This window comes from Pseudomonas sp. 20-5 (assembly GCF_056782835.1).
Genome location: NZ_CM165584.1, coordinates 5,904,662 through 5,925,422, shown reverse-complemented (window position 1 = coordinate 5,925,422; position 20,761 = coordinate 5,904,662). Strand labels below are relative to the sequence as shown.

The following is a 20,761-nucleotide window of genomic DNA, read 5'->3' as shown; positions in this document are numbered from 1 at the left end:
GATACCGCCCATGTCCCTGATCGCCGACCACGGCTTCGCCTTCCTCGTACTCGCCTGCCTGTTCGGTTTCTTCATGGCCTGGGGCGTCGGCGCCAACGACGTCGCCAACGCCATGGGCACTTCGGTGGGCTCGCGCGCTCTGACCATCCGCCAGGCGATCCTGGTGGCCATGGTCTTCGAGTTCTGCGGTGCCTATTTCGCTGGTGGCGAAGTCACCGAAACGATCAGGAGCGGCATCGTCGACCCGCAGTACATGACCCCCGACCTGCTGGTCTTCGGCATGCTCTCGGCCTTGCTGGCCGCCGGGGTCTGGCTGTTGCTGGCGACGATCAAGGGCTGGCCGGTGTCGACCACCCACTCCATCGTCGGCGCGATCATCGGCTTCGCCTCGGTCGGTGTCTCGGTGCACGCGGTGCACTGGGGCGCGATCGGCCCGATCGTCGCCAGTTGGGTGGTGACGCCGGTGCTGTCCGGGCTGCTCGCCTTCGCCCTGTTCAGGAGCGTGCAGTGGCTGGTACTGCATGCCGAGGACCCGTTCCGCAGCGCGCGCCGCTACGTGCCGCTGTACATGTTCCTGGCGGGCTTCATGGTCGCGCTGATGACCGTCGGCAAGGGCCTGAAGCATGTCGGCCTGGAGCTTTCCGGCCTCCAGACGCTGGGTCTGGCGTTGCTCGCCGGCGGCCTGGTGATGGGCCTGGGTATCGTCCTGCTGTTGCGTATCCGACCCACTGGCGGAGCCGATCCGCGTGGCGGCTTCGCCAGCGTCGAGCGGGTCTTCGCGGTGCTGATGATCTTCACCGCCTGCTCCATGGCTTTCGCCCATGGTGCCAACGACGTGGCCAACGCCATCGGCCCGGTGGCGGCGGTCGTCGCGGTGGTCCAGGCCGGCGGCGACCTGGATCTGGTGAGCCGTTCGCCGGTGCCGTCCTGGGTACTGCTGCTGGGCGCGGTGGGCATCGTCATCGGCCTGGCTACCTATGGCTACCGGGTGATCGCCACCATCGGCCGGGAGATCACCGAGCTGACCCCCAGCCGCGGCTTCGCCGCCGAGCTGGCGACCGCCTCCACGGTGGTTGGCGCCTCGGCCATCGGCCTGCCGGTATCCACCACCCATACCCTGGTCGGCGCGGTGCTCGGCATCGGCATGGCGCGCGGCATCGGCGCGCTCAACCTGCGGGTGATCGGCTCGATCTTCCTGTCCTGGGTAGTGACCCTGCCGGCCGGCGCGGTGCTGGCGATCCTGTTCTTCCTGGTCCTGCGCGCGCTGTTCGGCGCCTGAGCGCGATCTTCGTCGGCTGGCGCAGGCGGAACCGGAACGGACGGTTTTATCCACTGCCGCGATAGGCCATGATGGGGCTCGATCCGTGTGGAGAGTCCCATGCCGTTGCCGTCTCTGAAAGACCAGTTCGGCGCGCTGATCGCCGCGTCTTCCGTCAGTTGCACCCAGCCCGAGCTGGACCAGACCAACCGCCCGGTGGTCGACCTGCTGGCCTCCTGGCTGGGCGATCTAGGCTTCCGCTGCGAGATCCGGGAAGTCTCGCCGGGCAAGTTCAACCTGCTGGCCAGCTACGGCAGCGGTCCCGGCGGGCTGGTGCTGGCCGGCCACACCGATACCGTGCCCTACGACGAAGCGCTGTGGAGCAGCGATCCGCTGCGCCTGGACGAGCGCGACGGCCGCTGGTACGGCCTCGGCAGTTGCGACATGAAGGGCTTCTTCCCGCTGGCCATCGAGGCCTTGCTGCCGCTGCTCGACCAGCCGTTCCGCCAGCCGCTGATGATCCTCGCCACCTGCGACGAGGAAAGCTCGATGGCCGGCGCCCGTGCCCTCGCCGAAAGCGGGCGGCCGCTGGGTCGCGCCACGGTGATCGGCGAGCCGACCAACCTGCGGCCGATCCGCCTGCACAAGGGGGTGATGATGGAGCGCATCGAGATTCTCGGGCAGAGCGGCCATTCGTCCGATCCGAACCTCGGGCGCAGCGCCCTGGAGGCGATGCACGCGACCATCGGCGAGCTGATGGCGCTGCGCGGGGAATGGCAGCAGGCCTGGAACAACCCGCAGTTCAGCGTGCCCCAGCCGACCCTGAACTTCGGTTGCATCCACGGCGGCGACAATCCCAACCGCATCTGCGGCCAGTGTTCGCTGGAATTCGACCTGCGCCCGCTACCCGGCATGCAGCCCGAGCAGTTGCGCGAGGCGATCCGCCAGCGCCTGCGGCCGCTGGCCGAACGGCACCAGGTGAGCATCGACTACCAGCCGCTGTTCCCTGCCGTGCCGCCGTTCGAACAGGCGCAGGACAGCGAACTGGTACGCGTCGCCGAACGCCTGACCGGGCATCGCGCCGAGGCCGTGGCGTTCGGTACCGAGGCGCCGTACTTCCAGCGCCTGGGCAGCGAGACCCTGGTCCTCGGTGCCGGCGACATCGCCTGTGCCCACCAGCCCGACGAGCACCTCGAACTGGCGCGTATCGAACCGATGGTCGGCGTGCTGCGCCGGCTGATCCAGCATTACTGCCTGACGCCCGCCGCCGACTGAAGCGCGGCGTGGCCGGCGACCAGCTCGAAGCCGCCGTTGATGACGAACTGCACGCCCATCGCCACCAGCAGGAAGCCGACCACTCGCGAGATGGCGTCGATCCCGGATTCGCCGAGGAACTTCATGATGCGCCCGGAGCTTTGCAGGGCGATCCAGAAGATCAGCGCGGTGAGCAGGGTGACGGTGATCGCCGCGAGGTGGATGAACAGCGGAATGCTTCCGTAGGTGGATTGCAGCGTCGACGCCGAGCTGACCACCAGGGCGATGGTCCCCGGCCCCGCGGTACCCGGCAGGGCCAGCGGAACGAAGGACAGGTCGCGGAAGTGCGGGGTGATCTTTTCCTCGTCCGACAGCAGGTCGTGCTGGACTTCGGTCTCGTCCGGCGTGGTGGCGGGGAACAGCATGGTGAAGCCGATATAGGCGACGATCAGCCCGCCGGCGATGCGCAGGCCGGGAATGGAGATGCCGAACACCTGCATCACCAGGCTGCCGCCGTAGAAGCTGACCAGCATGATCAGCGCCACGTAGAGGCTGGCCTTGAATATCTGCCGGTTGCGCTCCGCCGGCGGCAGGCTGCCGCCGAGGCCGAGCAGTAGCGAGACGCTGGTCAGCGGGTTGGCCACCGGAAGCACGGCGAGCAGTCCGATCAGGACGTGATGGAAGTATTCGCTCATGGATTTTCCTCGTTCGCGTGGTTGCGCGCCGGACGGCACGGCGAACGAGGCAGCCTAGCGAAAAAGCGCTGTGCGAGTTAACCGGGGTTTTCGGATAGTTTTTTTCAAAAATAGTGGTAAAACGGTTCGTTCCGGCCCCAGGCCCCGTACCATGGTCGAATCCCGCGGCCGGGGGGCCGCCGAGGGTTTAAACTCGCGCGTGATCCATCCGTCTCGTTAACCAGAAAGTGAGGAGAAGCCTGTCGATGTTGCTGCGACGACGATAACGGCGCCCTTCGGGCCGTCCCGGCCGCTCACGCTTTGCTCTCGCTCACGAAACGACAGGCTTTCCCCCACCATGCCCGACTACGTCAACTGGTTACGTCACGCTTCGCCCTATATCAACTCGCACCGGGACCGCACCTTCGTGGTCATGCTCCCCGGCGAAGGGGTGGAGCATCCCAATTTCGGCAATATCGTCCACGACCTGGTCCTTCTCCACAGCCTCGGCGCGCGCCTGGTGCTGGTGCACGGTTCGCGTCCGCAGATCGAGGCGCGCCTGGCCGCGCGCGGCCTGGCTCCGCGCTATCACCGCGACCTGCGAGTGACCGATGCACCGACCCTGGAGTGCGTCATCGACGCCGTGGGTAGCCTGCGCATCGCCATCGAGGCGCGGCTGTCGATGGACATGGCCGCCTCGCCGATGCAGGGCGCGCGCCTGCGGGTCGCTGGCGGCAACCTGGTCACCGCGCGGCCGATCGGCGTGGTCGAGGGTGTCGACTATCACCATACCGGCGAGGTCCGTCGCATCGACCGCAAGGGCATTGGCCGCCTTCTCGACGAGCGCAGCATCGTCCTGCTCTCGCCGCTGGGCTACTCGCCGACCGGGGAAATCTTCAACCTGGCCTGCGAAGACGTGGCCATGCGCGCCGCCATCGACCTGGAAGCGGAAAAGCTGATTCTCTACGGCGCCGAACAGGGCTTGCTGGACGCATCCGGCAAGCTGGTCCGCGAACTGCGCCCGCAGCAGGTGCCCGCGCACCTGCAACGGCTGGGCAACAGCTATCAGGCCGAGCTGCTGGACGCCGCGGCGCAGGCCTGCCGGGCCGGGGTCAAGCGCAGCCATATCGTCAGCTACACCGAGGACGGCGCGCTGCTCAGCGAGCTATTCACCCGCACCGGCAACGGCACCCTGGTCGCCCAGGAGCAGTTCGAGCAGTTGCGCGAGGCGGGCATCGAGGACGTTGGCGGGCTGATCGAGCTGATCCGCCCACTGGAAGAGCAGGGCATCCTGGTACGCCGTTCCCGCGAGGTGCTGGAACGCGAGATCGAACAGTTCAGCATCGTCGAGCGCGAAGGGCTGATCATCGCCTGCGCCGCGCTCTATCCGATCGCCGATTCCGAGGCGGGCGAGCTGGCCTGTCTGGCGGTCAACCCGGAGTACCGCCACGGCGGGCGTGGCGACGAACTGCTGGAGCGGATCGAAGAGCGCGCGCGCGGACTCGGCCTGAAGACCCTGTTCGTGCTCACCACGCGGACCGCGCACTGGTTCCGCGAGCGCGGCTTCCAGCCCAGCAGCGTCGAACGGCTACCGGCGGCGCGGGCCTCGCTGTACAACTTCCAGCGCAATTCGCAGGTATTCGAGAAGAGCCTGTGATCCGCCGGCGCGTCCCTGGGCGCAGGGGCGCGCCGGCTTGGCTCAGTTGCTGATCAGGCCGAGGATGCTCGCCTGGTAGGCGGCGACGAAGGTATCGAAGTCGCCATCCTGGTCGCGTTCCAGCTCCGTCTGTTCGGCCAGGGAGTCGCTGGCCATCTTCTCGAAGCGCGCCTGCTCTTCGGCGGCCAGCGGATGCTGGCGGAAATACTCCGCGTGTTCGCGGCTCTGGCGCAGGGAGAACGCTTCGAAGCTCTCGCCGCGCTCGTGCATGACCTTCAGCACCTGCGCCGAAGGCGTCAGTTCCGCATCGGCCACCTTCGCCCGCTGCGCTGCCAGCGCCGCCGCGTGGGCTTCGCCGCCGCGCGCGCGGTCGAGCAGCGCCGCGGTGTCGGCGATTCGTTCGAGCAGCTCGTTCGCCCAGACCTGCAATTCCACCGGCTGGCCGCGACGTTGCAATTGCAGGCCCGGCCGCCTGCCTTCCTTGACCACGGCGAGGAAGTTGTCGGTGGCGTCGCTGCACTCGCCGTTCAGCAGCGGGCTGTCGCTGAACGCGCAGAACAGCAGGAAGGCGTCGAGGAAGCGCGCCTCGTCCAGGTCGATGCCCAGCGGCAGGAACGGGTTGATGTCCAGGCAGCGCACTTCCACGTACTGCACGCCGCGAGCGGCCAGGGCCTGCACCGGACGCTCGCCGGTGTAGGTGACGCGCTTTGGCCGGATGCTCGAGTAGTACTCGTTCTCGATCTGCAGGATGTTGGTGTTCAGCTGCACCCATTCGCCATCCTGCTTGGTGCCGACCTTCTCGTAGGGCGGGTAGGGCGTGCTGACCGCCTGGCGCAGGCTGTCGATGTAGCTCTGCAGGTCGTTGTAGCAGGGCGTCAGGCCGGCCTGGGCGTTGTTCTGGTAGCCCAGGTCGCTCATCCGCAGGCTGGTGGCGTAGGGCAGGTAGAGCGTGTGTTCGTCGAGGCGCTCCAACTGGCTCGGGCGGCCACGCAGGAAGCCGGCGTCGAGGGCCGGCGAGGCGCCGAACAGGTACATCAGCAGCCAGCTGTAGCGGCGGAAATTGCGAATCAGGGCGATGTAGGCGGCGGACTGGTAGTCGCGTTCCGACAGCTCGCTGCCTTCGGCCTGGCGCAGCAGCGGCCAGAGCCTCTCCGGCAGGGAGAAGTTGTAGTGGATGCCGGCGATGCACTGCATGGTCTTGCCGTAGCGCAGCGCCAGGCCCTTGCGGTAGACGTACTTCAGGCGGCCGATCATCGAGCTGCCGTAGCGGGCGATCGGGATGCTCTCCTCGTCCGGCAGCTCGCAGGGCATCGATGGGCTCCACAGGTATTCGCCGTCCAGTTTCGAACTGGCGAAGCGGTGGATGCGCTCGAGATCGCCCAGAGTGTCGGCGACGTCGGTTTCCGTGGGCGTGATGAACTCCAGCAAGGCCTCGGAGTAGTCGGTAGTGATCTGCGGATGGGTCAGGGTCGAACCCAGGGCCCGGGGGTGGGGGGTGAGCGCCAGCTTGCCGTCGCTATCGACTCGCAGGCATTCGCGCTCGATGCCATGCAGGCACTCGGTCAGCAGGGGCAGGTTGGCTGCGGCGCCGAGCAGAGCCAGGCGGCGGGAGAGAAGATCGCTCAAGTCGGGATTCCTTGTGATCGCGTCCCAGATCGGTCGCCCCAATATGAGGGTGGACCGAGCGGTCTACAAGAGGGAGGACGTAAATGCGTTTTCGCTTCGTCCTGGGGCCGGTCGCCGCGACTTCGGCGGGAGCCGTCGAGGCGGGCGCCCGGCACGGATCGGGATCGCCGTTGCGCGCCATTCTGCCGCATGGCGGCCGCGCCGGTTTACAACTGGGCGAAGGTACCTTGTCCTTTCGCGACCAGTTTGTCGCCTTGCCGCACCTCGGCTTCCACAACCAGGCTGCGGCGCCCGGCATGGAGGACGCGGGCGACGCAGCGCACCTCGCCGTCGGCGACGGCGCGGATGTAGTTGATCTTGCATTCCAGGGTGACGCTCTGGCGGTCGAAACCATGGGAACTGGAGCAGGCCAGCCCCATGGTCACGTCCATCAGCGAGAACAGCGCGCCGCCGTGCATGACCCCGCCGCGGTTGCGCAGGTGCGCGGCCATCGGCAGGCGTACCTCGGCGACGCCGTCGCCGAGGCTGACCGGGTCCAGGCCGACCAGTTCGCTGTAGGCGCTGATCATCTGCTCGCGGGCGGGCATCTCGCTCATGGACGGCTCCGTCACTTCTTCTTCAGTTGCTTGGCGTTGGCGAACAGCGCGGCCATGGCGTTGTTCGCCGGCGGCGCGCTCTGTCCGCGCGGGGCGCCACGCTCCTGGCGCGGCTGGCCGCTGCCGGTGGGACGCCCGCCGCGCTGGCCTTCGACCTTCTCGCCGGGGGTGTCGCTCATGCGCATGGACAGGCCGACACGGTTGCGCGGGATGTCCACTTCCATGACCTTGACCTTGACGATGTCGCCGGCCTTGACCACTTCGTACGGATCCTTGACGAACTTCTCGGACAGCGCCGAGATGTGCACCAGGCCGTCCTGGTGGACGCCGATGTCGACGAACGCGCCGAAGTTGGTGACGTTGGTCACCACGCCCTCCAGGACCATGCCCGGCTTGAGGTCCTTGAGGCTCTCGACGCCTTCCTGGAATTCTGCGGTCTTGAACTCCGGACGCGGGTCGCGGCCGGGCTTGTCGAGTTCCTTGAGGATGTCGGTGACGGTCGGCAGGCCGAAGGTCTCGTCGGTGAACTTCTTCGGGTCGAGGCGCTTGAGGAACGCCGAGTCGCCGATCAGCGAGCGGATGTCGCGCTCGGTGTCGGCGGCGATGCGCTGCACCAGCGGATAGGTCTCCGGGTGCACCGCCGAGGCGTCCAGCGGGTTGTCGCCGTTCATCACGCGGAGGAAGCCGGCGGCTTGCTCGAAGGTCTTTTCGCCCAGGCGGCTGACTTTCTTCAGCTCGTCGCGGGTGCGGAACGCTCCGTTGGCGTCGCGGTGCGCGACGATGTTCTGCGCCAGCGTCGAGTTGAGGCCGGAGATGCGTGCCAGCAGGGCGGCGGAGGCGGTGTTGACGTCGACGCCGACGGCGTTCACGCAATCCTCGACCACCGCGTCCAGGCTACGCGCCAGCTTCAGCTGGGACACGTCGTGCTGGTACTGGCCGACGCCGATCGACTTGGGCTCGATCTTCACCAGCTCCGCCAGCGGGTCCTGCAGGCGACGGGCGATGGATACGGCGCCGCGCAGGGACACGTCCAGCTCGGGGAACTCCTTCGCCGCCAGTTCGGAGGCGGAATACACCGATGCGCCGGCTTCGCTGACCATGATCTTGGTCAGCTTCATGCCCGGATACTTCTTGATCAGTTCGCCGGCCAGCTTGTCGGTCTCGCGGCTGGCGGTGCCGTTGCCGATGGCGATCAGCTCGACCTGGTGCTTGGCGCACAGCGCGGCGAGCACGGCGAGGGTCTGGTCCCACTGGTTCTTCGGCGCATGTGGGTAGACGGTGGCGGTGTCCAGCAGCTTGCCGGTGGCGTCGACCACCGCGACCTTGACCCCGGTGCGCAGGCCCGGGTCGAGGCCGAGGGTGGCGCGCGGGCCGGCCGGGGCGGCCAGCAGCAGGTCGTGCAGGTTGCGCGCGAACACGCTGATCGCCTCGTCCTCGGCGCCGTCGCGGAGCTCGCCGAACAGGTCGGTTTCCAGGTGGGTATAGAGCTTGACCTTCCAGGTCCAGCGCACCACCTCGGCCAGCCACTTGTCGGCGGCGCGGCCCTGGTTGGACAGGCCGAAGCGCTCGGCGATCATGACCTCGCATGGGTGCAGGGTGCCCGGCGCTTCCTCGCCGACCTTCAGCGAGGCGCTGAGGATGCCTTCGTTGCGTCCGCGGAAGATCGCCAGGGCGCGGTGCGACGGGGCGCTTTTCAGCGGCTCATCGTGTTCGAAGTAGTCGCTGAACTTGGCGCCTTCCTGTTCCTTGCCGGGGACCACGCGGGCGGTCAGGGTCGCTTCGTTCTTCATGAACACGCGCAGCTTGTCGAGCAGCGTGGCGTCTTCGGCGAAGCGCTCCATGAGGATGTACTTGGCGCCTTCCAGCACCGCCTTGACGTCGGCGAAGCCTTTCTCGGCGTCGACGAAACGCGCGGCCTCGCTTTCCGGGACCAGGGTCGGGTCGTCGAACAGTGCGTCGGCCAGCGCGCCGAGGCCGGCTTCCAGGGCGATCTGGCCCTTGGTGCGGCGCTTCTGCTTATAAGGCAGGTAGAGGTCTTCGAGACGGGTCTTGGTGTCGGCGAGCTTGATGTCGCGGGCCAGTTCGGGGGTCAGCTTGCCCTGTTCCTCGATGCTGGCGAGGATCGCGCCGCGGCGTTCTTCCAGTTCGCGCAGGTAGCGCAGGCGCTCTTCCAGCATGCGCAACTGGGTATCGTCGAGGCTGCCGGTGACCTCTTTGCGGTAACGGGCGATGAAGGGAACGGTGGAGCCTTCGTCGAGCAGGGCGACGGCAGCGGCGACTTGCTGCGGTTGAACGCGGCCGGAGGGCAGTGCGGAGAGCTCTTCGGCGATACGGGTGTTGATGCTGTCCATTGATCCACCTGGTAAAACGAACGAAAACGGGCCGTGTAGACAACGCCCCGCCGCAAAAGCGCCGCATTATACCTGCCAAGTTTCGCCTTGGAGGGCGGCTGGTCGGGGAAAAATCTGCTAACAATGGACAGTCCGGCCCAGCCGCTACCTGGGCGATAATGCCCGCCTGACTCATTCTGGGAGTTTCTATGTCGAACCCTGCCGCCCTGGCCGAAGGTGAAAAGATCCTCGTCGTCGACGACGACGCCCGCCTGCGCCGCCTGCTCGAACGTTTCCTCGACGAGCAGGGCTACCGCGTCCGCGCGGTGGAGAACACCGAGCAGATGGATCGCCTTCTATCCCGCGAACTGTTCCAGCTGGTTGTGCTCGACCTGATGCTTCCCGGCGAGGACGGCCTCACTGCCTGCCGCCGCCTGCGCGAACAGAACAACCAGGTGCCGATCATCATGCTCACCGCCAAGGGCGACGAGGGCAGCCGCATCCAGGGCCTGGAACTGGGCGCCGACGACTACCTGGCCAAGCCGTTCAACCCGCGCGAACTGCTGGCGCGGATCAAGGCCGTGCTGCGCCGCCAGGCGCCGCTGGTGCCCGGCGCGCCTGCCGGTGCCGACGAGGTGGTGACCTTCGGCGACTACCAGCTGTTCCTCGCCACCCGCGAACTGAAGAAGGGCGACGAGGTACACATGCTGACCACCGGCGAGTTCGCCGTGCTCAAGGCCCTGGTGCAGCACGCCCGCGAACCGCTGACCCGGGACAAGCTGATGAACCTCGCCCGTGGCCGCGAGTGGGATGCCCTGGAGCGTTCCATCGACGTGCAGATCTCGCGCCTGCGCCGGCTGATCGAGCCGGATCCGTCCAAGCCGCGCTATATCCAGACGGTCTGGGGCGTCGGCTACGTGTTCGTGCCGGACGGCAACGCGCGCAAGGCCTGAGTCTCCGCGCGGCCGGTGCAGCGATGCACCGGCCGCGTCGTCTTACCCGCAACAGGCGTCGGCCCCGTCCGCCGGCGCGCAACCGGTCCGATCGATGAAAACGCCGCTCTGGTTCCCGCAAAGCTTCTTCGCCCGCACCCTCTGGCTGGTGCTGATCGTCGTGCTGTTCTCCAAGGCGCTGACCCTGGTCTACCTGCTGATGAACGAGGACGTGATCGTCGACCGCCAGTACAGCCACGGCGCGGCGCTGACCATCCGCGCGTTCTGGGCTGCCGACGAGGAGTCGCGCGCGGCCATCGCCAAGGCTTCCGGCCTGCGCTGGGTGCCGAGCAGCGCCGACCAGCCCGGCGAGCAGCACTGGCCGTACACGGAAATCTTCCAGCGGCAGATGCAGATGGAGCTGGGGCCGGACACCGAGACCCGCCTGCGTATCCACCAGCCGTCGCAGCTCTGGGTGCGCGCACCGAGCCTCGGCGAAGGCTGGCTGGCGGTGCCGTTGTATCCGCATCCCTTGCGTGGCCAACGGATCTGGAGCGTGCTCGGCTGGTTCCTCGGCATCGGCCTGCTCTCCACCGCCGCCGCCTGGATCTTCGTCCGCCAGCTCAGCCAGCCGCTCAAGCGCCTGGTGGTCGCCGCCCGCCAGTTCGGCCAGGGGCGCAGCGTGCGCCTGCCGCTGGGACCGGAGACGCCGAGTGAAATGGCCGAGGTGTATCGCGCCTTCAACCAGATGGCCGAGGACATCGAGCAGGGCGGGCGCGAACGCGAATTGATGTTGGCCGGTGTCTCCCACGACCTGCGCACCCCGCTGACGCGCCTGCGCCTGTCGCTGGAGTTGCTGCCGGAGAGCGAACGGGAGATGGTCGAGGACATGGTCCGCGACATCGAGGACATGGACGCGATCCTCGACCAGTTCCTCGCCTTCATCCGCGACGGCCGCGACGAGCCGGTGGAGGAGGGCGACCTGACCGACCTGGTGCGCGAGGTCGTGGCGCCGTTCAACCAGACTCGCGAGCAGGTGCGCATGGCCTTGCAACCGGTACCGGCGATGCCGTTGCGGCGTGTGTCGATGAAGCGTCTGCTGGGCAACCTGATCGACAATGCCCTGAACCACGGCGGCGGTTCGGTGGAGGTGGCCAGCTACGTGGCCGGCGAAAGCGCGGCGCCCTACGTGGTGCTGAGCGTGCTCGATCGCGGCCAGGGCATCGATCCCGCGGAAGTGGACAGCATCTTCAATCCCTTCATCCGTGGCGACAAGGCGCGTGGCGGCAAGGGCACCGGCCTCGGCCTGGCGATCGTCAAGCGCATCGCCGCCCAGCACGGCGGCAGCGTCGAACTGCGCAACCGCGATGGCGGCGGCCTGGAAGCGCGGGTCTGCCTGCCGCTGGGGTTGCTGCTGCCGCGCGGCGCGGCCTGATACCCGACGGGTTTGTGCCGTTCCAGCGGCACTTCCCGCCCCCTCTCGTGCTTACGGAGAAGGGCGCGCCCCGTCCCTACCAGCGCAACCGGTTTCCCTCGAGCACCGCGGTCTTCCCGTAAGGCCAGGCTCGGTTCTGCGCACCATGCCCGCTGGGCAGGTGGTGGTAGAGCGGCACCTCGATGGCGGCGGCGTATTCGCCGAAGATCCGCTCCAGGCTGTGGGCGACTTCCTTGCGCGGGCAATCGGTGAACGAGCCCAGGCAGATCGCGCCGAGCTGGCGCGCGTCGATGCTTTCGAGCAATTGCCAGAGGCTGCGCTCCAGGCGGTAGTAGGGTTCGCCGACGTCCTCCAGGACCAGGATCGACCCCGCCGGGGCGTGCAGGCCGCCGAGTGTGCCGGCCATGCAGGCCAGGGCGGTGAGGTTGCCGCCGATCAGCGCGCCTTCGACGCGTTGCTTGTGTCCGCCGAGGTGCTGCACCGGGAGTTCATGGTCGATTCCGGCCAGCAAGCGGCTGACCGAGGCCAGAGAGGCTAGCCGCTCCTGCTGCTCGCGGGGGGCGCTCAGCGGCGACAGACCGAGACCGGTGGCCACCGGGCCGTGGAACGCAGGCAGGCCGTGGCGGTGGAAAGCGCTGAGCAACACCGAGATGTCGGAGAAACCGATCAGTGGCCGCGGAGAGGCCGCCTGCAGGCGCCCCCAGTCCAGGCCCGGCAGCAACTGGCCGCAGCCGTAGCCGCCGCGCAGGCACCAGACCGCGGTGATGTCCGGCATGTCGAAGGCGTTGTGCAGGTCTTCCAGGCGCTGCTCGACCGTCCCGGCGAGGTAGCGGTAGCGGGCTTCGACGTGGCGGCCGAGATGGTAGTCCACGCCGTGCACTTCCAGTTGCCGCAGGGTCGCCTCCAGCACGTCGGTGGCGATGGCCGAGGCTGGCGCGATCAGCGCCACCCGGCCGTCGATGGGCTGCCAGGTCTGGTCGGAGGAAGGACGAGAGGTCATGCGGCGATTCCGTGAAGCGTCAGGAAAGGATTCGAGTGCCGGAAGAGCCCAGGGTTCGGCGGGGTTTCCGGCATCGGTTGCGGCGATGCTTCATTCAAGCGTGGCATGGACCTTCTGTCGAGGCCGGGATCGCCAGCGTAATGCGGTGCGTCCGATGGGCCGGTACAACGCATGCGTTGTCTGGTCCGGCTCACCCCTTTCCCTTCGTCCTGGCCAGGTGGGGGCCGCCGTTCTTTTCCAGGTACTGGATGATGATCCCGGCGATGTCCTTGCCGGTGGTGGATTCGATACCTTCCAGGCCCGGCGAGGAGTTCACCTCCATTACCAGCGGACCATGGTTGGAGCGCAGGATGTCCACCCCGGCGACGTTCAGGCCCATCACGCGGGCGGCGCGGATGGCGGTCATGCGTTCTTCCGGGGTGATCTTGATCAGGCTGGCGCTGCCGCCTCGGTGCAGGTTGGAGCGGAACTCGCCGGGCGCTGCCTGGCGCTTCATCGAGGCGATCACCTTGTCGCCGACCACGAAGCAGCGGATGTCGGCGCCGCCGGCTTCCTTTATGTACTCCTGGACCATGATGTTGTGCTTGAGCCCCATGAAAGCCTCGAGCACCGATTCGGCGGCCTTCTCGGTTTCGCAGAGGACCACGCCGATGCCCTGGGTGCCCTCCAGCAGCTTGATCACCAGCGGTGCGCCTCCGACCATCTCGATCAGGTCCGGGACGTCGTCCGGGGAATGAGCGAAGCCGGTCACCGGCAGGCCGATGCCCTTGCGCGACAGCAGTTGCAGCGAGCGCAGCTTGTCCCGCGAGCGAGCGATGGCGACCGACTCGTTGAGCGGGAACACGCCCATCATCTCGAACTGGCGCAATACCGCGCAGCCGTAGAAGGTCACCGAGGCGCCGATGCGCGGGATCACCGCGTCGAAGCCCTCCAGCGGTTGTCCCCGGTAGTGGATCTGCGGCTTGTGGCTGGCGATGTTCATGTAGGCGCGCAGCGTATCGATGACCACCATTTCATGGCCGCGCTCCCGCCCGGCCTCCACCAGGCGACGGGTCGAGTAGAGCCGGGGATTGCGCGACAGCACGGCGATTTTCATTCAGCACCTGTGGATGGGTTGGACCGGCTGGCGGGCAGCGGCGGCGAGGCTGTGGGTTGTCGTCGCGGCAGGCATCGGACCGGCCGTTTCGGGAATGGATGGAGGTTGGACAGGTGCTGCCGGCGAATGGCTCAAACCGGGCTCCCGTCGAGCAGGTCGATGCTCGTCGCCGCGGGCAGGGCGGCCGGCGACTCGGGACGATCCTGGACGTAGGCCAGGGCCGGGTTGACCACCAGTTGCCCGGCGATCAGCGCCTTGGAGCCGAGCAGCACGCGATAGCGCATGGACTTGCGGCAGGCCAGGGTGAACTCTACCGGCCACATGCGATCGCCCAGCGCCAGGGTGGTGCGGATCACGTAGCGGGTCTGGGCCTGGCCGTTGGAGCTGCGAATGCTCTTGCGCGCGACCATCGGCGCTTCGCAACGGTGCCGGCGCTGCACCAGCGTGCCGAGGTGGGCGGTGAAGCGCACCCACTTCTCGCCGTCGCGCTCGAAGGGAACGATGTCCGAGGCATGCAGGCTGGAGGTGCTGGCGCCGGTGTCGATCTTCGCGCGCAGCCCGACCATGCCCAGTTCGGGAAAGGCGATCCACTCGCGCAGACCGATGACGGAAAGCTGGTCGAATGTCTTCACGGGTAGGCATTCCAGGCGTTTTGCCGGCATTCTAGCAGGGCTATGGGCGGCCGCCAGACGGCTGCCCGAGGATGCCGAAGACGAACCTAGCGGCTGTCGATGACAGTCGCGAGACAGCGGCGGAACGAATACGGGAAATGCCAGTGAGCGAGAAAGACGACGACAAGGTGCGCCTGGACAAGTGGCTCTGGGCGGCGCGCTTCTTCAAGACCCGGGCGCTGGCCAAGGCCGCGATAGAGGGCGGCAAGGTGCATTGCCGGGGCGAGCGGTGCAAGCCGAGCAAGGAACCCAGGGTAGGGGAGGAGTTGACCATTCGTACGGGCTTCGACGAGCGAACCGTGACCATTCGCGCGCTTTCCGTAGTCCGGCGTGGCGCGCCGGAGGCCCAGGCTCTCTACGAGGAAACCGCGGACAGCGTGGCAAGCCGCGAGCGCGCGGCGGCCATGCGCAAGGCCGGGGCGCTGGGCGTACAGACAGAGGGGCGGCCGAGCAAGAAGCAGCGGCGGCAGATCCACCAGTTGCGCGGCGGCCAGGACTGAGAAGCGCCGGTCTCCCGCAGGGGAGACCGGGATGGCCTCAGGCCGAGTCGCGGACCACGCCGAGGCGGCCGATCAGCGGCAATTTCGCCAGCAGGCGGAACAGCGGTTCGGTCACCTGCACCAGCCAGCCGCTGGCCTTCGCCGCCAGCGGTGTGTAGCAGCCCCAGGCGAGGGCCAGCAGGGCCATCTGCAGGCCGCCGATGTAGTCGTCCTGGCCCCAGTGCGCGCCGGCTACCAGGCGCGGCATCATGAACAGCACGGCCAGGGTCCAGATCAGCAGGAACTGCCCGGCGCGGCGAGCGAACAGCGACATGAACAGCGCCCAGACCAGCAGCACCGAGGCGTGGTCGCCGGGGAAGCTGCGCTTGGAGCGGTCCTTGATTTCCCACACGCGTTCCCAGTCCGGGAAGTGGTCGCTGAGGTGGATGGCCTTGTCCATCAGCATGGACAGGCTGGCGTGCTGCCAGTGCAGGTGGTGGGCGATCTTCGCGTAGAGCACGCGGATCACCACCAGGATCAGCAGGGTCACGATGAAGCCGAAGGTCAGCCGCCGTACCTGGTTCGCCGGCAGCAGCCAGTCGCCGCGAATCAGCAGGCAGAGCAGGATCACCCCGACCACCGCGTCGAACGGTCGGGTACTGAGCAGGCCCCAGAGTTTCAGCCAGGTTTCGTTGAGGGCGAGGGAGCCGTTGAGCTTGTCGAAGAGCCAGAAGTCGAAGCCGTTCATCAGCTCGCGGGTGGGGCCCCAGAGCCACAGGATCAGCAGCAGGAGCGCCAGAAGATGACAGATGGCGAACTTGCGCCATTGCCAGGCCGCTTGGAACGGAGAGGCATTATCCATAAAATCGTTTCCCCCTATCGGCGCCGGGTCGGCGTACGACTGTCACGAAGCGCGCTTTTATAGGCCTTTGTCACTCACTTGTCATTCCCTCATTCGTAGCGTTGTGTCCCGCATGTCCCATTCAGATCAGAGCCAGCGTTTCCTTTTCGACGATACCGACGTGCGCGGCGAGATGGTCGATCTCGAGCGCAGCTACAGCGAAGTGCTGGCCAAACATCCCTATCCGGAACCGGTCGCGCAGCTGCTAGGGGAGATGCTCGCGGCGGCCTCGCTGCTCTGCGGCACGCTCAAGTTCGACGGCCTGCTGGTATTGCAGGCGCGCTCCAGCGGCGCGGTTCCGCTGTTGATGGTGGAGTGTTCCAGCGACCGCCAGGTGCGTGGCCTGGCCCGCTATTCGGCGGAGTCCATCGGCGCCGACGCCGGCATGCAGGAACTGATGCCCGAAGGCGTGCTGACCCTCACCGTGGACCCGGTCAGGGGCCAGCGCTACCAGGGGATCGTCGCCCTGGAGGGGGTGAACCTGGCGGAATGCCTGTCCAACTACTTCGCCAGCTCGGAACAGCTGCCGACCCGTTTCTGGCTCAACGCCAACGGCCGCCGTGCCCGCGGCCTGCTGCTGCAGCAGCTTCCCGCCGACCGCCTGAAGGACCCCGAGGCCCGCGAGGCCAGTTGGCAGCACCTGACCACCCTGGCCGACACGCTGACCGCCGAAGAGCTGCTGGCGCTGGACAACGAGACCGTCCTGCACCGCCTCTACCACGAGGAAACCGTGCGCCTGTTCGAGCCGCAACCGCTGGTCTTCCATTGCAGTTGCTCGCGGGAACGTTCGGCCAACGCCCTGGTCAGTCTCGGGCAGGCCGACTGCGAGCGGCTGCTCGAGGAGGAAGAAGGCTCGATCAGCATCGACTGCCAGTTCTGCAACCAGCGCTACCTGTTCGACGCCTCCGACGTCGCCCAGTTGTTCGCTGGCGCTGGCAGCCAGGGGCCTTCCGAGACCCGCCACTGACGATTTTTCATCCAGCGGGCTTTTCTGGCATAATCCCGCCACTTTTTTCCTGTAGTGAGTTTTTTGAAGCGCTACGAAGTTTGGAGGACTCGGCCTCTGGCCGACGGGGAACCACATGACGCAAGCCAACAACGCCGTGTACACCGATATCAGCGCCGCCCAACTGGTAGAAGAAGCCATTCGCCGCGGTGAGGGCGAACTGGCCGCCAACGGCTCGCTGGTCGTACGTACCGGCCATCGCACCGGCCGTTCGCCGGTCGACCGTTTCATCGTCGAAGAGCCGAGCACCAAGGACGCGATCGCCTGGGGCAACATCAACCGTCCGTTCCCGGCCGACAAGTTCGATGCGCTGTGGGCCCGCGTGGAAGCGTTCAACAACGCCCAGGACCATTTCGTTTCCCATGTTCATGTAGGTTCCGCCGAGGCTTACTACCTGCCGGTGAAGATGACCACCGCTACCGCCTGGCAGAATCTGTTCGGCCGTTGCCTGTTCATCGAGCCGGAGCAGTACAACCCGGCCGGCAAGGACGAGTGGCAGGTCCTCAATGTCGCCAACTTCGAATGCGTGCCCGAGCGCGACGGCACCAACTCCGACGGTTGCGTGATCCTCAATTTCGCCCAGAAGAAAGTGCTGATCGCAGGCATGCGCTATGCCGGCGAGATGAAGAAAGCCATGTTCTCCGTGCAGAACTTCCTGCTGCCCGAGCGCGACGTGCTGCCGATGCACTGCGCTGCCAACATCGGCGAAGCGGGCGATGTGACCCTGTTCTTCGGCCTGTCCGGCACCGGCAAGACCACCCTGTCCGCCGATGAAAGCCGTTACCTGATCGGTGACGACGAGCACGGCTGGGGCGAGGGCGTGGTGTTCAACGTCGAAGGCGGTTGCTATGCCAAGTGCATCGACCTGTCCGAGAAGAACGAGCCGGTCATCTGGAAAGCCATCAAGTTCGGCGCCGTGCTGGAGAACGTGGTTCTCGACGAAGAGCGCGTGCCCAACTACGCCGATGACAGCCTGACCCAGAACAGCCGCGCCGCCTACCCGCTGGAGCACGTCGAGAAGCGTTCGGAGAAGAACCTCGGCGGCGAGCCCAACGCGGTGATCTTCCTGACCTGCGACCTGACCGGCGTACTGCCGCCGGTATCGATCCTGAACAATGAGCAGGCGGCCTACCACTTCCTGTCCGGCTACACCGCGCTGGTCGGCTCCACCGAGATGGGTTCCGGCGGCGGTATCAAGTCGACCTTCTCCACCTGCTTCGGTGCTCCTTTCTTCCCGCGTCCGGCCGGCGTTTATGCCGAGCTGCTGATCAAGCGCATCAAGGCCTTCGGCTCCAAGGTCTACCTGGTCAACACTGGCTGGACCGGCGGTGGCTACGGCGTCGGCAAGCGCTTCAACATCCCGACCACCCGTGGCGTGATCGCGGCGATCCAGAGCGGCGCGCTGATCGGCGCGGAAACCGAGCACCTGGAGATCATCAACCTGGACGTGCCGAAGGCCGTTCCGGGCGTCGAGACCAATCTGCTCAACCCGCGCAACACCTGGGCTGACAAGGCTGCCTACGACGAGGCGGCGAAGGGCCTGGCCAAGCAGTTCATCGAAAACTTCAAGAAATTCGAGGTTTCCGATGCGATCAAGGCCGCCGGCCCGCAGCTGTAAGCCACGTTTCGGCACCATGAAAAAACCGCCTTCGGGCGGTTTTTTCATGGGCGAACGTCAGGGGTAGGTGACGGTGATCAGGTAGTTGCCGGAGCGGCGACCGCTTCCGGCCAGCTCATAGCGCGCCGAGAAATCCCGTTCACCGATGACCGTATCGCTGGGTTGCAAGTGGCGCACCTCGCCGGTCTTCATCGAACGGATGCTGACATCCGCGGTGCGCGCCTGCATGGGACAGCCACTGAGGTGGAAACTGCCCTTGCTTTCGTCTTGGCGGGGAGCGCTCATCGAGCATGGTGGCTCGACAATGGCGCCGGTGAAGCGGATGACGCCGCTGATGCTGCCGGGGGCGGCGAACAGGTTGCTGGAAGTTCCTACAAGAAGACCGAACAAAGCCAGTTGGCCCATCCTGTTCATGAGCTTACTCCTACGTGAGTTCATCCTTATTTTTCTGCGTTCGTGCGTCCCGGGAGGGGCCCTCTCCCAGGCGCTGGCATTGGAGTGGAATATAGGACAATTCCTTAGGAAAATTCCTTCCTAGGAATAGTCCTAGTCTTAATTCTGTAAGTAGCTGCTGTGGGGCTGCGTCGGATTTATTGAAGTCTGGTTTATCTTCTCGCCAATGCCCTAGAGTGGGCGCCCCTTTGTTCCCTCGCAGTGGATTTCCCCCATGCATATCGAAGACGCCGTTCGTAGTCGCCGTGCCATCAAGGGCTACGACTCATCCTTCAGCCTGACTCGCGAAGAGAAGGACCATCTCCTGGACCTGGCGCTGCATGCGCCTTCCGCCTTCAACCTGCAACACGTGCGGCTGGTCGAGGTCAGCGATCCGCAATTGCGCGTGCAGTTGCGTGAAGTGGCCTGGGACCAGGCGCAGGTCACCGACGCGGCGATGCTGGTGGTGGTGTGCGCCCAGCTCGACAGCTGGGAGCGCAACGCGCAGCGGGTCTGGGACGGTGCTCCCGAGGCGGTACAGGCGTTCATGGCAGGCGCCATCGACACCTACTACCGCGGCAAGCCCCAGGTACAGCGCGACGAAGCCATGCGCAGCTGCGGCCTGCTGGCGCAGACCCTGATGCTGGTCGCCCGCGGCCAGGGCCTGGATTCGTGTCCGATGGATGGTTTCGACTTCGATGCCGTGGCCCGGCTGATCAACCTGCCGGACAACCATGTGATCGGCCTGATGGTCGCGGTCGGGAAAAAGGCCGTTGAACCCTGGCCGCGCAGCGGCAAGCTGCCGCGGGAAGAACTGGTCATTCGCGACCGCTTCTGACTGCCCGGATTCCCCTAGTCCGGTCCGGCGGCCCCGACCTGGCGGATCTGTTCGACCAGCCATTGCAGGGCGATGTCGCGTTCGCGCTGGGCCAGAAACACCAGTTCCAGGTGGAACGGGCCGAGGTCGAACGGCAGGTCGAACGATTGCAGGGGCAGCAATCGTTCGAAGTAGTGCGCCAGTTGTCGCGGCAGGACGCCGACCAGGTCGCTGTACGCGGCGATGTGCGCTGCCTGCAGGTAGTTCGGCGTGGTGTAGGCCACTTGCCGCTTGAGCCCCTGGCTGCCCAGCCACTGGTCGACCATCCCCTTGGTCTGCCCGCCGTGCACCCACAGGTGCTGCAGCTCCAGGAAGGTGGCCAGGTCGGGAGCCTGCGCCAGCAGCGGGTGCTGACGCCGGGCGACCAGTTGCAGGGTCTCGCTGGCCCAATGGCGGCGCTGGAAGCGCGCCGGGACGTTTTCGAAGCGGCCTAGCACCAGGTCCAGTTCGCCTTTGTCCAGCGCCTCGGCCGGCAAGGTCGGGGTCAGGTGCTGGATGGCGATGGAGATTCCCGGCGCCCGCTCACTCAGGCGGCGCATCAGGGCGGGCATGCAGATCAGTTCGACGTAGTCGGTCACCGCTACGGTGAAGCGCTGCCGGCTGCGCCCCGGATCGAAGCCCTCGCCGTCGCCCAGGCTCTGTTCGATCTGCCGCAGCGCCGCGCGGATCGGCGCTTCCAGCGCCAGCGCCCGGGGCGTCGGCTGCATCGCACGACCGGCGCGGACCAGCAGCGGGTCGTCGAGCAGCTCGCGCAGGCGGTTCAGCGCATTGCTTACTGCCGGCTGGCTCAGCGCCAGGCGCTCCGCCGCGCGCGAGACGTTGCGTTCGCGCAGCAGCGCGTCAAGGACGCGTAGCAGGTTGAGGTCGAAGGTTTGGATATTCACTGCCTGAATTCCAGCTATCACAAGACTAAATTTCA

Annotated in this window: 19 protein-coding genes; 9 read left to right on the top strand and 10 right to left on the bottom strand. The window is 66.6% G+C overall.

Annotation, left to right across the window (positions count from 1 at the left end; all coding sequences use genetic code 11):
- Window positions 1–10: 10 nt before the first annotated feature.
- Window positions 11–1,279: an inorganic phosphate transporter gene (locus AC1RB9_RS27305; protein WP_003100079.1), complete on the top strand. Its 1,269-nt coding sequence runs from the start codon at window positions 11–13 to the stop codon at window positions 1,277–1,279.
- 99 nt (window positions 1,280–1,378) lie between these two features.
- Window positions 1,379–2,533, top strand: coding sequence for an acetylornithine deacetylase (gene argE, locus AC1RB9_RS27300; protein WP_003457770.1), 1,155 nt, complete (start codon window positions 1,379–1,381; stop codon window positions 2,531–2,533).
- Here argE and AC1RB9_RS27295 read toward each other — a convergent pair.
- On the bottom strand, window positions 2,506–3,207 hold the full coding sequence (locus AC1RB9_RS27295; RefSeq protein ID WP_003114055.1) for a MarC family NAAT transporter: 702 nt from the start codon (window positions 3,205–3,207) through the stop codon (window positions 2,506–2,508). The two genes, argE and AC1RB9_RS27295, sit on opposite strands and share 28 nt — an antisense overlap.
- Window positions 3,208–3,544: 337 nt before the next feature.
- Here AC1RB9_RS27295 and argA point away from each other — a divergent pair, with 337 nt between their 5' ends.
- Window positions 3,545–4,843: an amino-acid N-acetyltransferase gene (gene argA / locus AC1RB9_RS27290; protein ID WP_003096265.1), complete on the top strand. Its 1,299-nt coding sequence runs from the start codon at window positions 3,545–3,547 to the stop codon at window positions 4,841–4,843.
- 42 nt (window positions 4,844–4,885) lie between these two features.
- Here argA and gshA read toward each other — a convergent pair whose 3' ends face one another.
- The 3 genes from gshA to AC1RB9_RS27275 form a co-directional block, all read right to left on the bottom strand.
- The gene (gshA, locus tag AC1RB9_RS27285) at window positions 4,886–6,469 is read right to left on the bottom strand and encodes a glutamate--cysteine ligase (protein ID WP_003457767.1); all 1,584 of its coding nucleotides are present in this window, start codon (window positions 6,467–6,469) and stop codon (window positions 4,886–4,888) included.
- A 206-nt stretch (window positions 6,470–6,675) separates the two neighbouring features.
- A complete protein-coding gene (locus AC1RB9_RS27280; RefSeq protein ID WP_042115369.1) occupies window positions 6,676–7,038 on the bottom strand; it encodes a PaaI family thioesterase in 363 nt (120 codons plus the stop codon).
- 38 nt (window positions 7,039–7,076) lie between these two features.
- A complete protein-coding gene (locus tag AC1RB9_RS27275) occupies window positions 7,077–9,416 on the bottom strand; it encodes a Tex family protein (RefSeq protein ID WP_003457766.1) in 2,340 nt (779 codons plus the stop codon).
- Window positions 9,417–9,604: 188 nt separating this feature from the next.
- Here AC1RB9_RS27275 and amgR point away from each other — a divergent pair, with 188 nt between their 5' ends.
- Both amgR and amgS read left to right on the top strand, forming a co-directional pair.
- Window positions 9,605–10,348 (top strand): two-component system response regulator AmgR, encoded by a 744-nt coding sequence (amgR, locus tag AC1RB9_RS27270; RefSeq protein WP_003096259.1) that lies wholly within the window; start codon window positions 9,605–9,607, stop codon window positions 10,346–10,348.
- 94 nt (window positions 10,349–10,442) lie between these two features.
- Complete coding sequence (amgS, locus tag AC1RB9_RS27265) at window positions 10,443–11,762, top strand: two-component system sensor histidine kinase AmgS (RefSeq protein ID WP_003109988.1); 1,320 nt, start codon at window positions 10,443–10,445, stop codon at window positions 11,760–11,762.
- Window positions 11,763–11,838: 76 nt separating this feature from the next.
- Here amgS and AC1RB9_RS27260 read toward each other — a convergent pair whose 3' ends face one another.
- The 3 genes from AC1RB9_RS27260 to rimB all read right to left on the bottom strand — a co-directional run bounded on the left by AC1RB9_RS27260 (window position 11,839) and on the right by rimB (window position 14,490).
- On the bottom strand, window positions 11,839–12,762 hold the full coding sequence (locus AC1RB9_RS27260; protein ID WP_003457765.1) for an LD-carboxypeptidase: 924 nt from the start codon (window positions 12,760–12,762) through the stop codon (window positions 11,839–11,841).
- Between the two features lie 190 nt (window positions 12,763–12,952).
- Window positions 12,953–13,858, bottom strand: a complete 906-nt coding sequence (rimK, locus tag AC1RB9_RS27255) for a 30S ribosomal protein S6--L-glutamate ligase (RefSeq protein ID WP_003096254.1) — start codon at window positions 13,856–13,858, stop codon at window positions 12,953–12,955.
- A gap of 131 nt (window positions 13,859–13,989) precedes the next feature.
- Window positions 13,990–14,490, bottom strand: coding sequence for a retropepsin-like aspartic endopeptidase RimB (gene rimB / locus AC1RB9_RS27250; RefSeq protein WP_003096250.1), 501 nt, complete (start codon window positions 14,488–14,490; stop codon window positions 13,990–13,992).
- A gap of 143 nt (window positions 14,491–14,633) precedes the next feature.
- On the opposite strand from rimB, the gene AC1RB9_RS27245 reads away from it, so the two are divergent.
- Window positions 14,634–15,029 (top strand): RNA-binding S4 domain-containing protein, encoded by a 396-nt coding sequence (locus AC1RB9_RS27245; protein WP_003120401.1) that lies wholly within the window; start codon window positions 14,634–14,636, stop codon window positions 15,027–15,029.
- Window positions 15,030–15,066: 37 nt separating this feature from the next.
- Here the strand turns inward: AC1RB9_RS27245 and AC1RB9_RS27240 are convergent, their stop codons facing one another.
- On the bottom strand, window positions 15,067–15,870 hold the full coding sequence (locus AC1RB9_RS27240; RefSeq protein WP_003100069.1) for a phosphatase PAP2 family protein: 804 nt from the start codon (window positions 15,868–15,870) through the stop codon (window positions 15,067–15,069).
- A 112-nt stretch (window positions 15,871–15,982) separates the two neighbouring features.
- On the opposite strand from AC1RB9_RS27240, the gene hslO reads away from it, so the two are divergent.
- On the top strand, window positions 15,983–16,876 hold the full coding sequence (gene hslO, locus AC1RB9_RS27235; RefSeq protein WP_003146528.1) for an Hsp33 family molecular chaperone HslO: 894 nt from the start codon (window positions 15,983–15,985) through the stop codon (window positions 16,874–16,876).
- Window positions 16,877–16,991: 115 nt separating this feature from the next.
- Window positions 16,992–18,533 (top strand): phosphoenolpyruvate carboxykinase, encoded by a 1,542-nt coding sequence (locus AC1RB9_RS27230; RefSeq protein ID WP_003100068.1) that lies wholly within the window; start codon window positions 16,992–16,994, stop codon window positions 18,531–18,533.
- Window positions 18,534–18,590: 57 nt separating this feature from the next.
- Here AC1RB9_RS27230 and AC1RB9_RS27225 read toward each other — a convergent pair whose 3' ends face one another.
- On the bottom strand, window positions 18,591–18,947 hold the full coding sequence (locus AC1RB9_RS27225) for a fimbrial protein (RefSeq protein ID WP_003109981.1): 357 nt from the start codon (window positions 18,945–18,947) through the stop codon (window positions 18,591–18,593).
- 253 nt (window positions 18,948–19,200) lie between these two features.
- Here AC1RB9_RS27225 and AC1RB9_RS27220 point away from each other — a divergent pair, with 253 nt between their 5' ends.
- Complete coding sequence (locus AC1RB9_RS27220; protein ID WP_003100063.1) at window positions 19,201–19,803, top strand: nitroreductase family protein; 603 nt, start codon at window positions 19,201–19,203, stop codon at window positions 19,801–19,803.
- Between the two features lie 14 nt (window positions 19,804–19,817).
- Here AC1RB9_RS27220 and AC1RB9_RS27215 read toward each other — a convergent pair whose 3' ends face one another.
- On the bottom strand, window positions 19,818–20,726 hold the full coding sequence (locus AC1RB9_RS27215; RefSeq protein WP_003096239.1) for a LysR family transcriptional regulator: 909 nt from the start codon (window positions 20,724–20,726) through the stop codon (window positions 19,818–19,820).
- Window positions 20,727–20,761 lie beyond the last annotated feature (35 nt).

Coding starts and splice junctions, on each gene's coding strand:
- AC1RB9_RS27305 (WP_003100079.1), top strand. CDS start 11: ATGTCCCTGATCGCCGACCACGGCTTCGCCTTCCTCGTACTCGCCTGC.
- argE (WP_003457770.1), top strand. CDS start 1,379: ATGCCGTTGCCGTCTCTGAAAGACCAGTTCGGCGCGCTGATCGCCGCG.
- AC1RB9_RS27295 (WP_003114055.1), bottom strand. CDS start 3,207: ATGAGCGAATACTTCCATCACGTCCTGATCGGACTGCTCGCCGTGCTT.
- argA (WP_003096265.1), top strand. CDS start 3,545: ATGCCCGACTACGTCAACTGGTTACGTCACGCTTCGCCCTATATCAAC.
- AC1RB9_RS27280 (WP_042115369.1), bottom strand. CDS start 7,038: ATGATCAGCGCCTACAGCGAACTGGTCGGCCTGGACCCGGTCAGCCTC.
- AC1RB9_RS27275 (WP_003457766.1), bottom strand. CDS start 9,416: ATGGACAGCATCAACACCCGTATCGCCGAAGAGCTCTCCGCACTGCCC.
- amgR (WP_003096259.1), top strand. CDS start 9,605: ATGTCGAACCCTGCCGCCCTGGCCGAAGGTGAAAAGATCCTCGTCGTC.
- amgS (WP_003109988.1), top strand. CDS start 10,443: ATGAAAACGCCGCTCTGGTTCCCGCAAAGCTTCTTCGCCCGCACCCTC.
- AC1RB9_RS27260 (WP_003457765.1), bottom strand. CDS start 12,762: ATGACCTCTCGTCCTTCCTCCGACCAGACCTGGCAGCCCATCGACGGC.
- rimK (WP_003096254.1), bottom strand. CDS start 13,858: ATGAAAATCGCCGTGCTGTCGCGCAATCCCCGGCTCTACTCGACCCGT.
- AC1RB9_RS27240 (WP_003100069.1), bottom strand. CDS start 15,870: ATGGATAATGCCTCTCCGTTCCAAGCGGCCTGGCAATGGCGCAAGTTC.
- hslO (WP_003146528.1), top strand. CDS start 15,983: ATGTCCCATTCAGATCAGAGCCAGCGTTTCCTTTTCGACGATACCGAC.
- AC1RB9_RS27230 (WP_003100068.1), top strand. CDS start 16,992: ATGACGCAAGCCAACAACGCCGTGTACACCGATATCAGCGCCGCCCAA.
- AC1RB9_RS27225 (WP_003109981.1), bottom strand. CDS start 18,947: ATGAACAGGATGGGCCAACTGGCTTTGTTCGGTCTTCTTGTAGGAACT.
- AC1RB9_RS27220 (WP_003100063.1), top strand. CDS start 19,201: ATGCATATCGAAGACGCCGTTCGTAGTCGCCGTGCCATCAAGGGCTAC.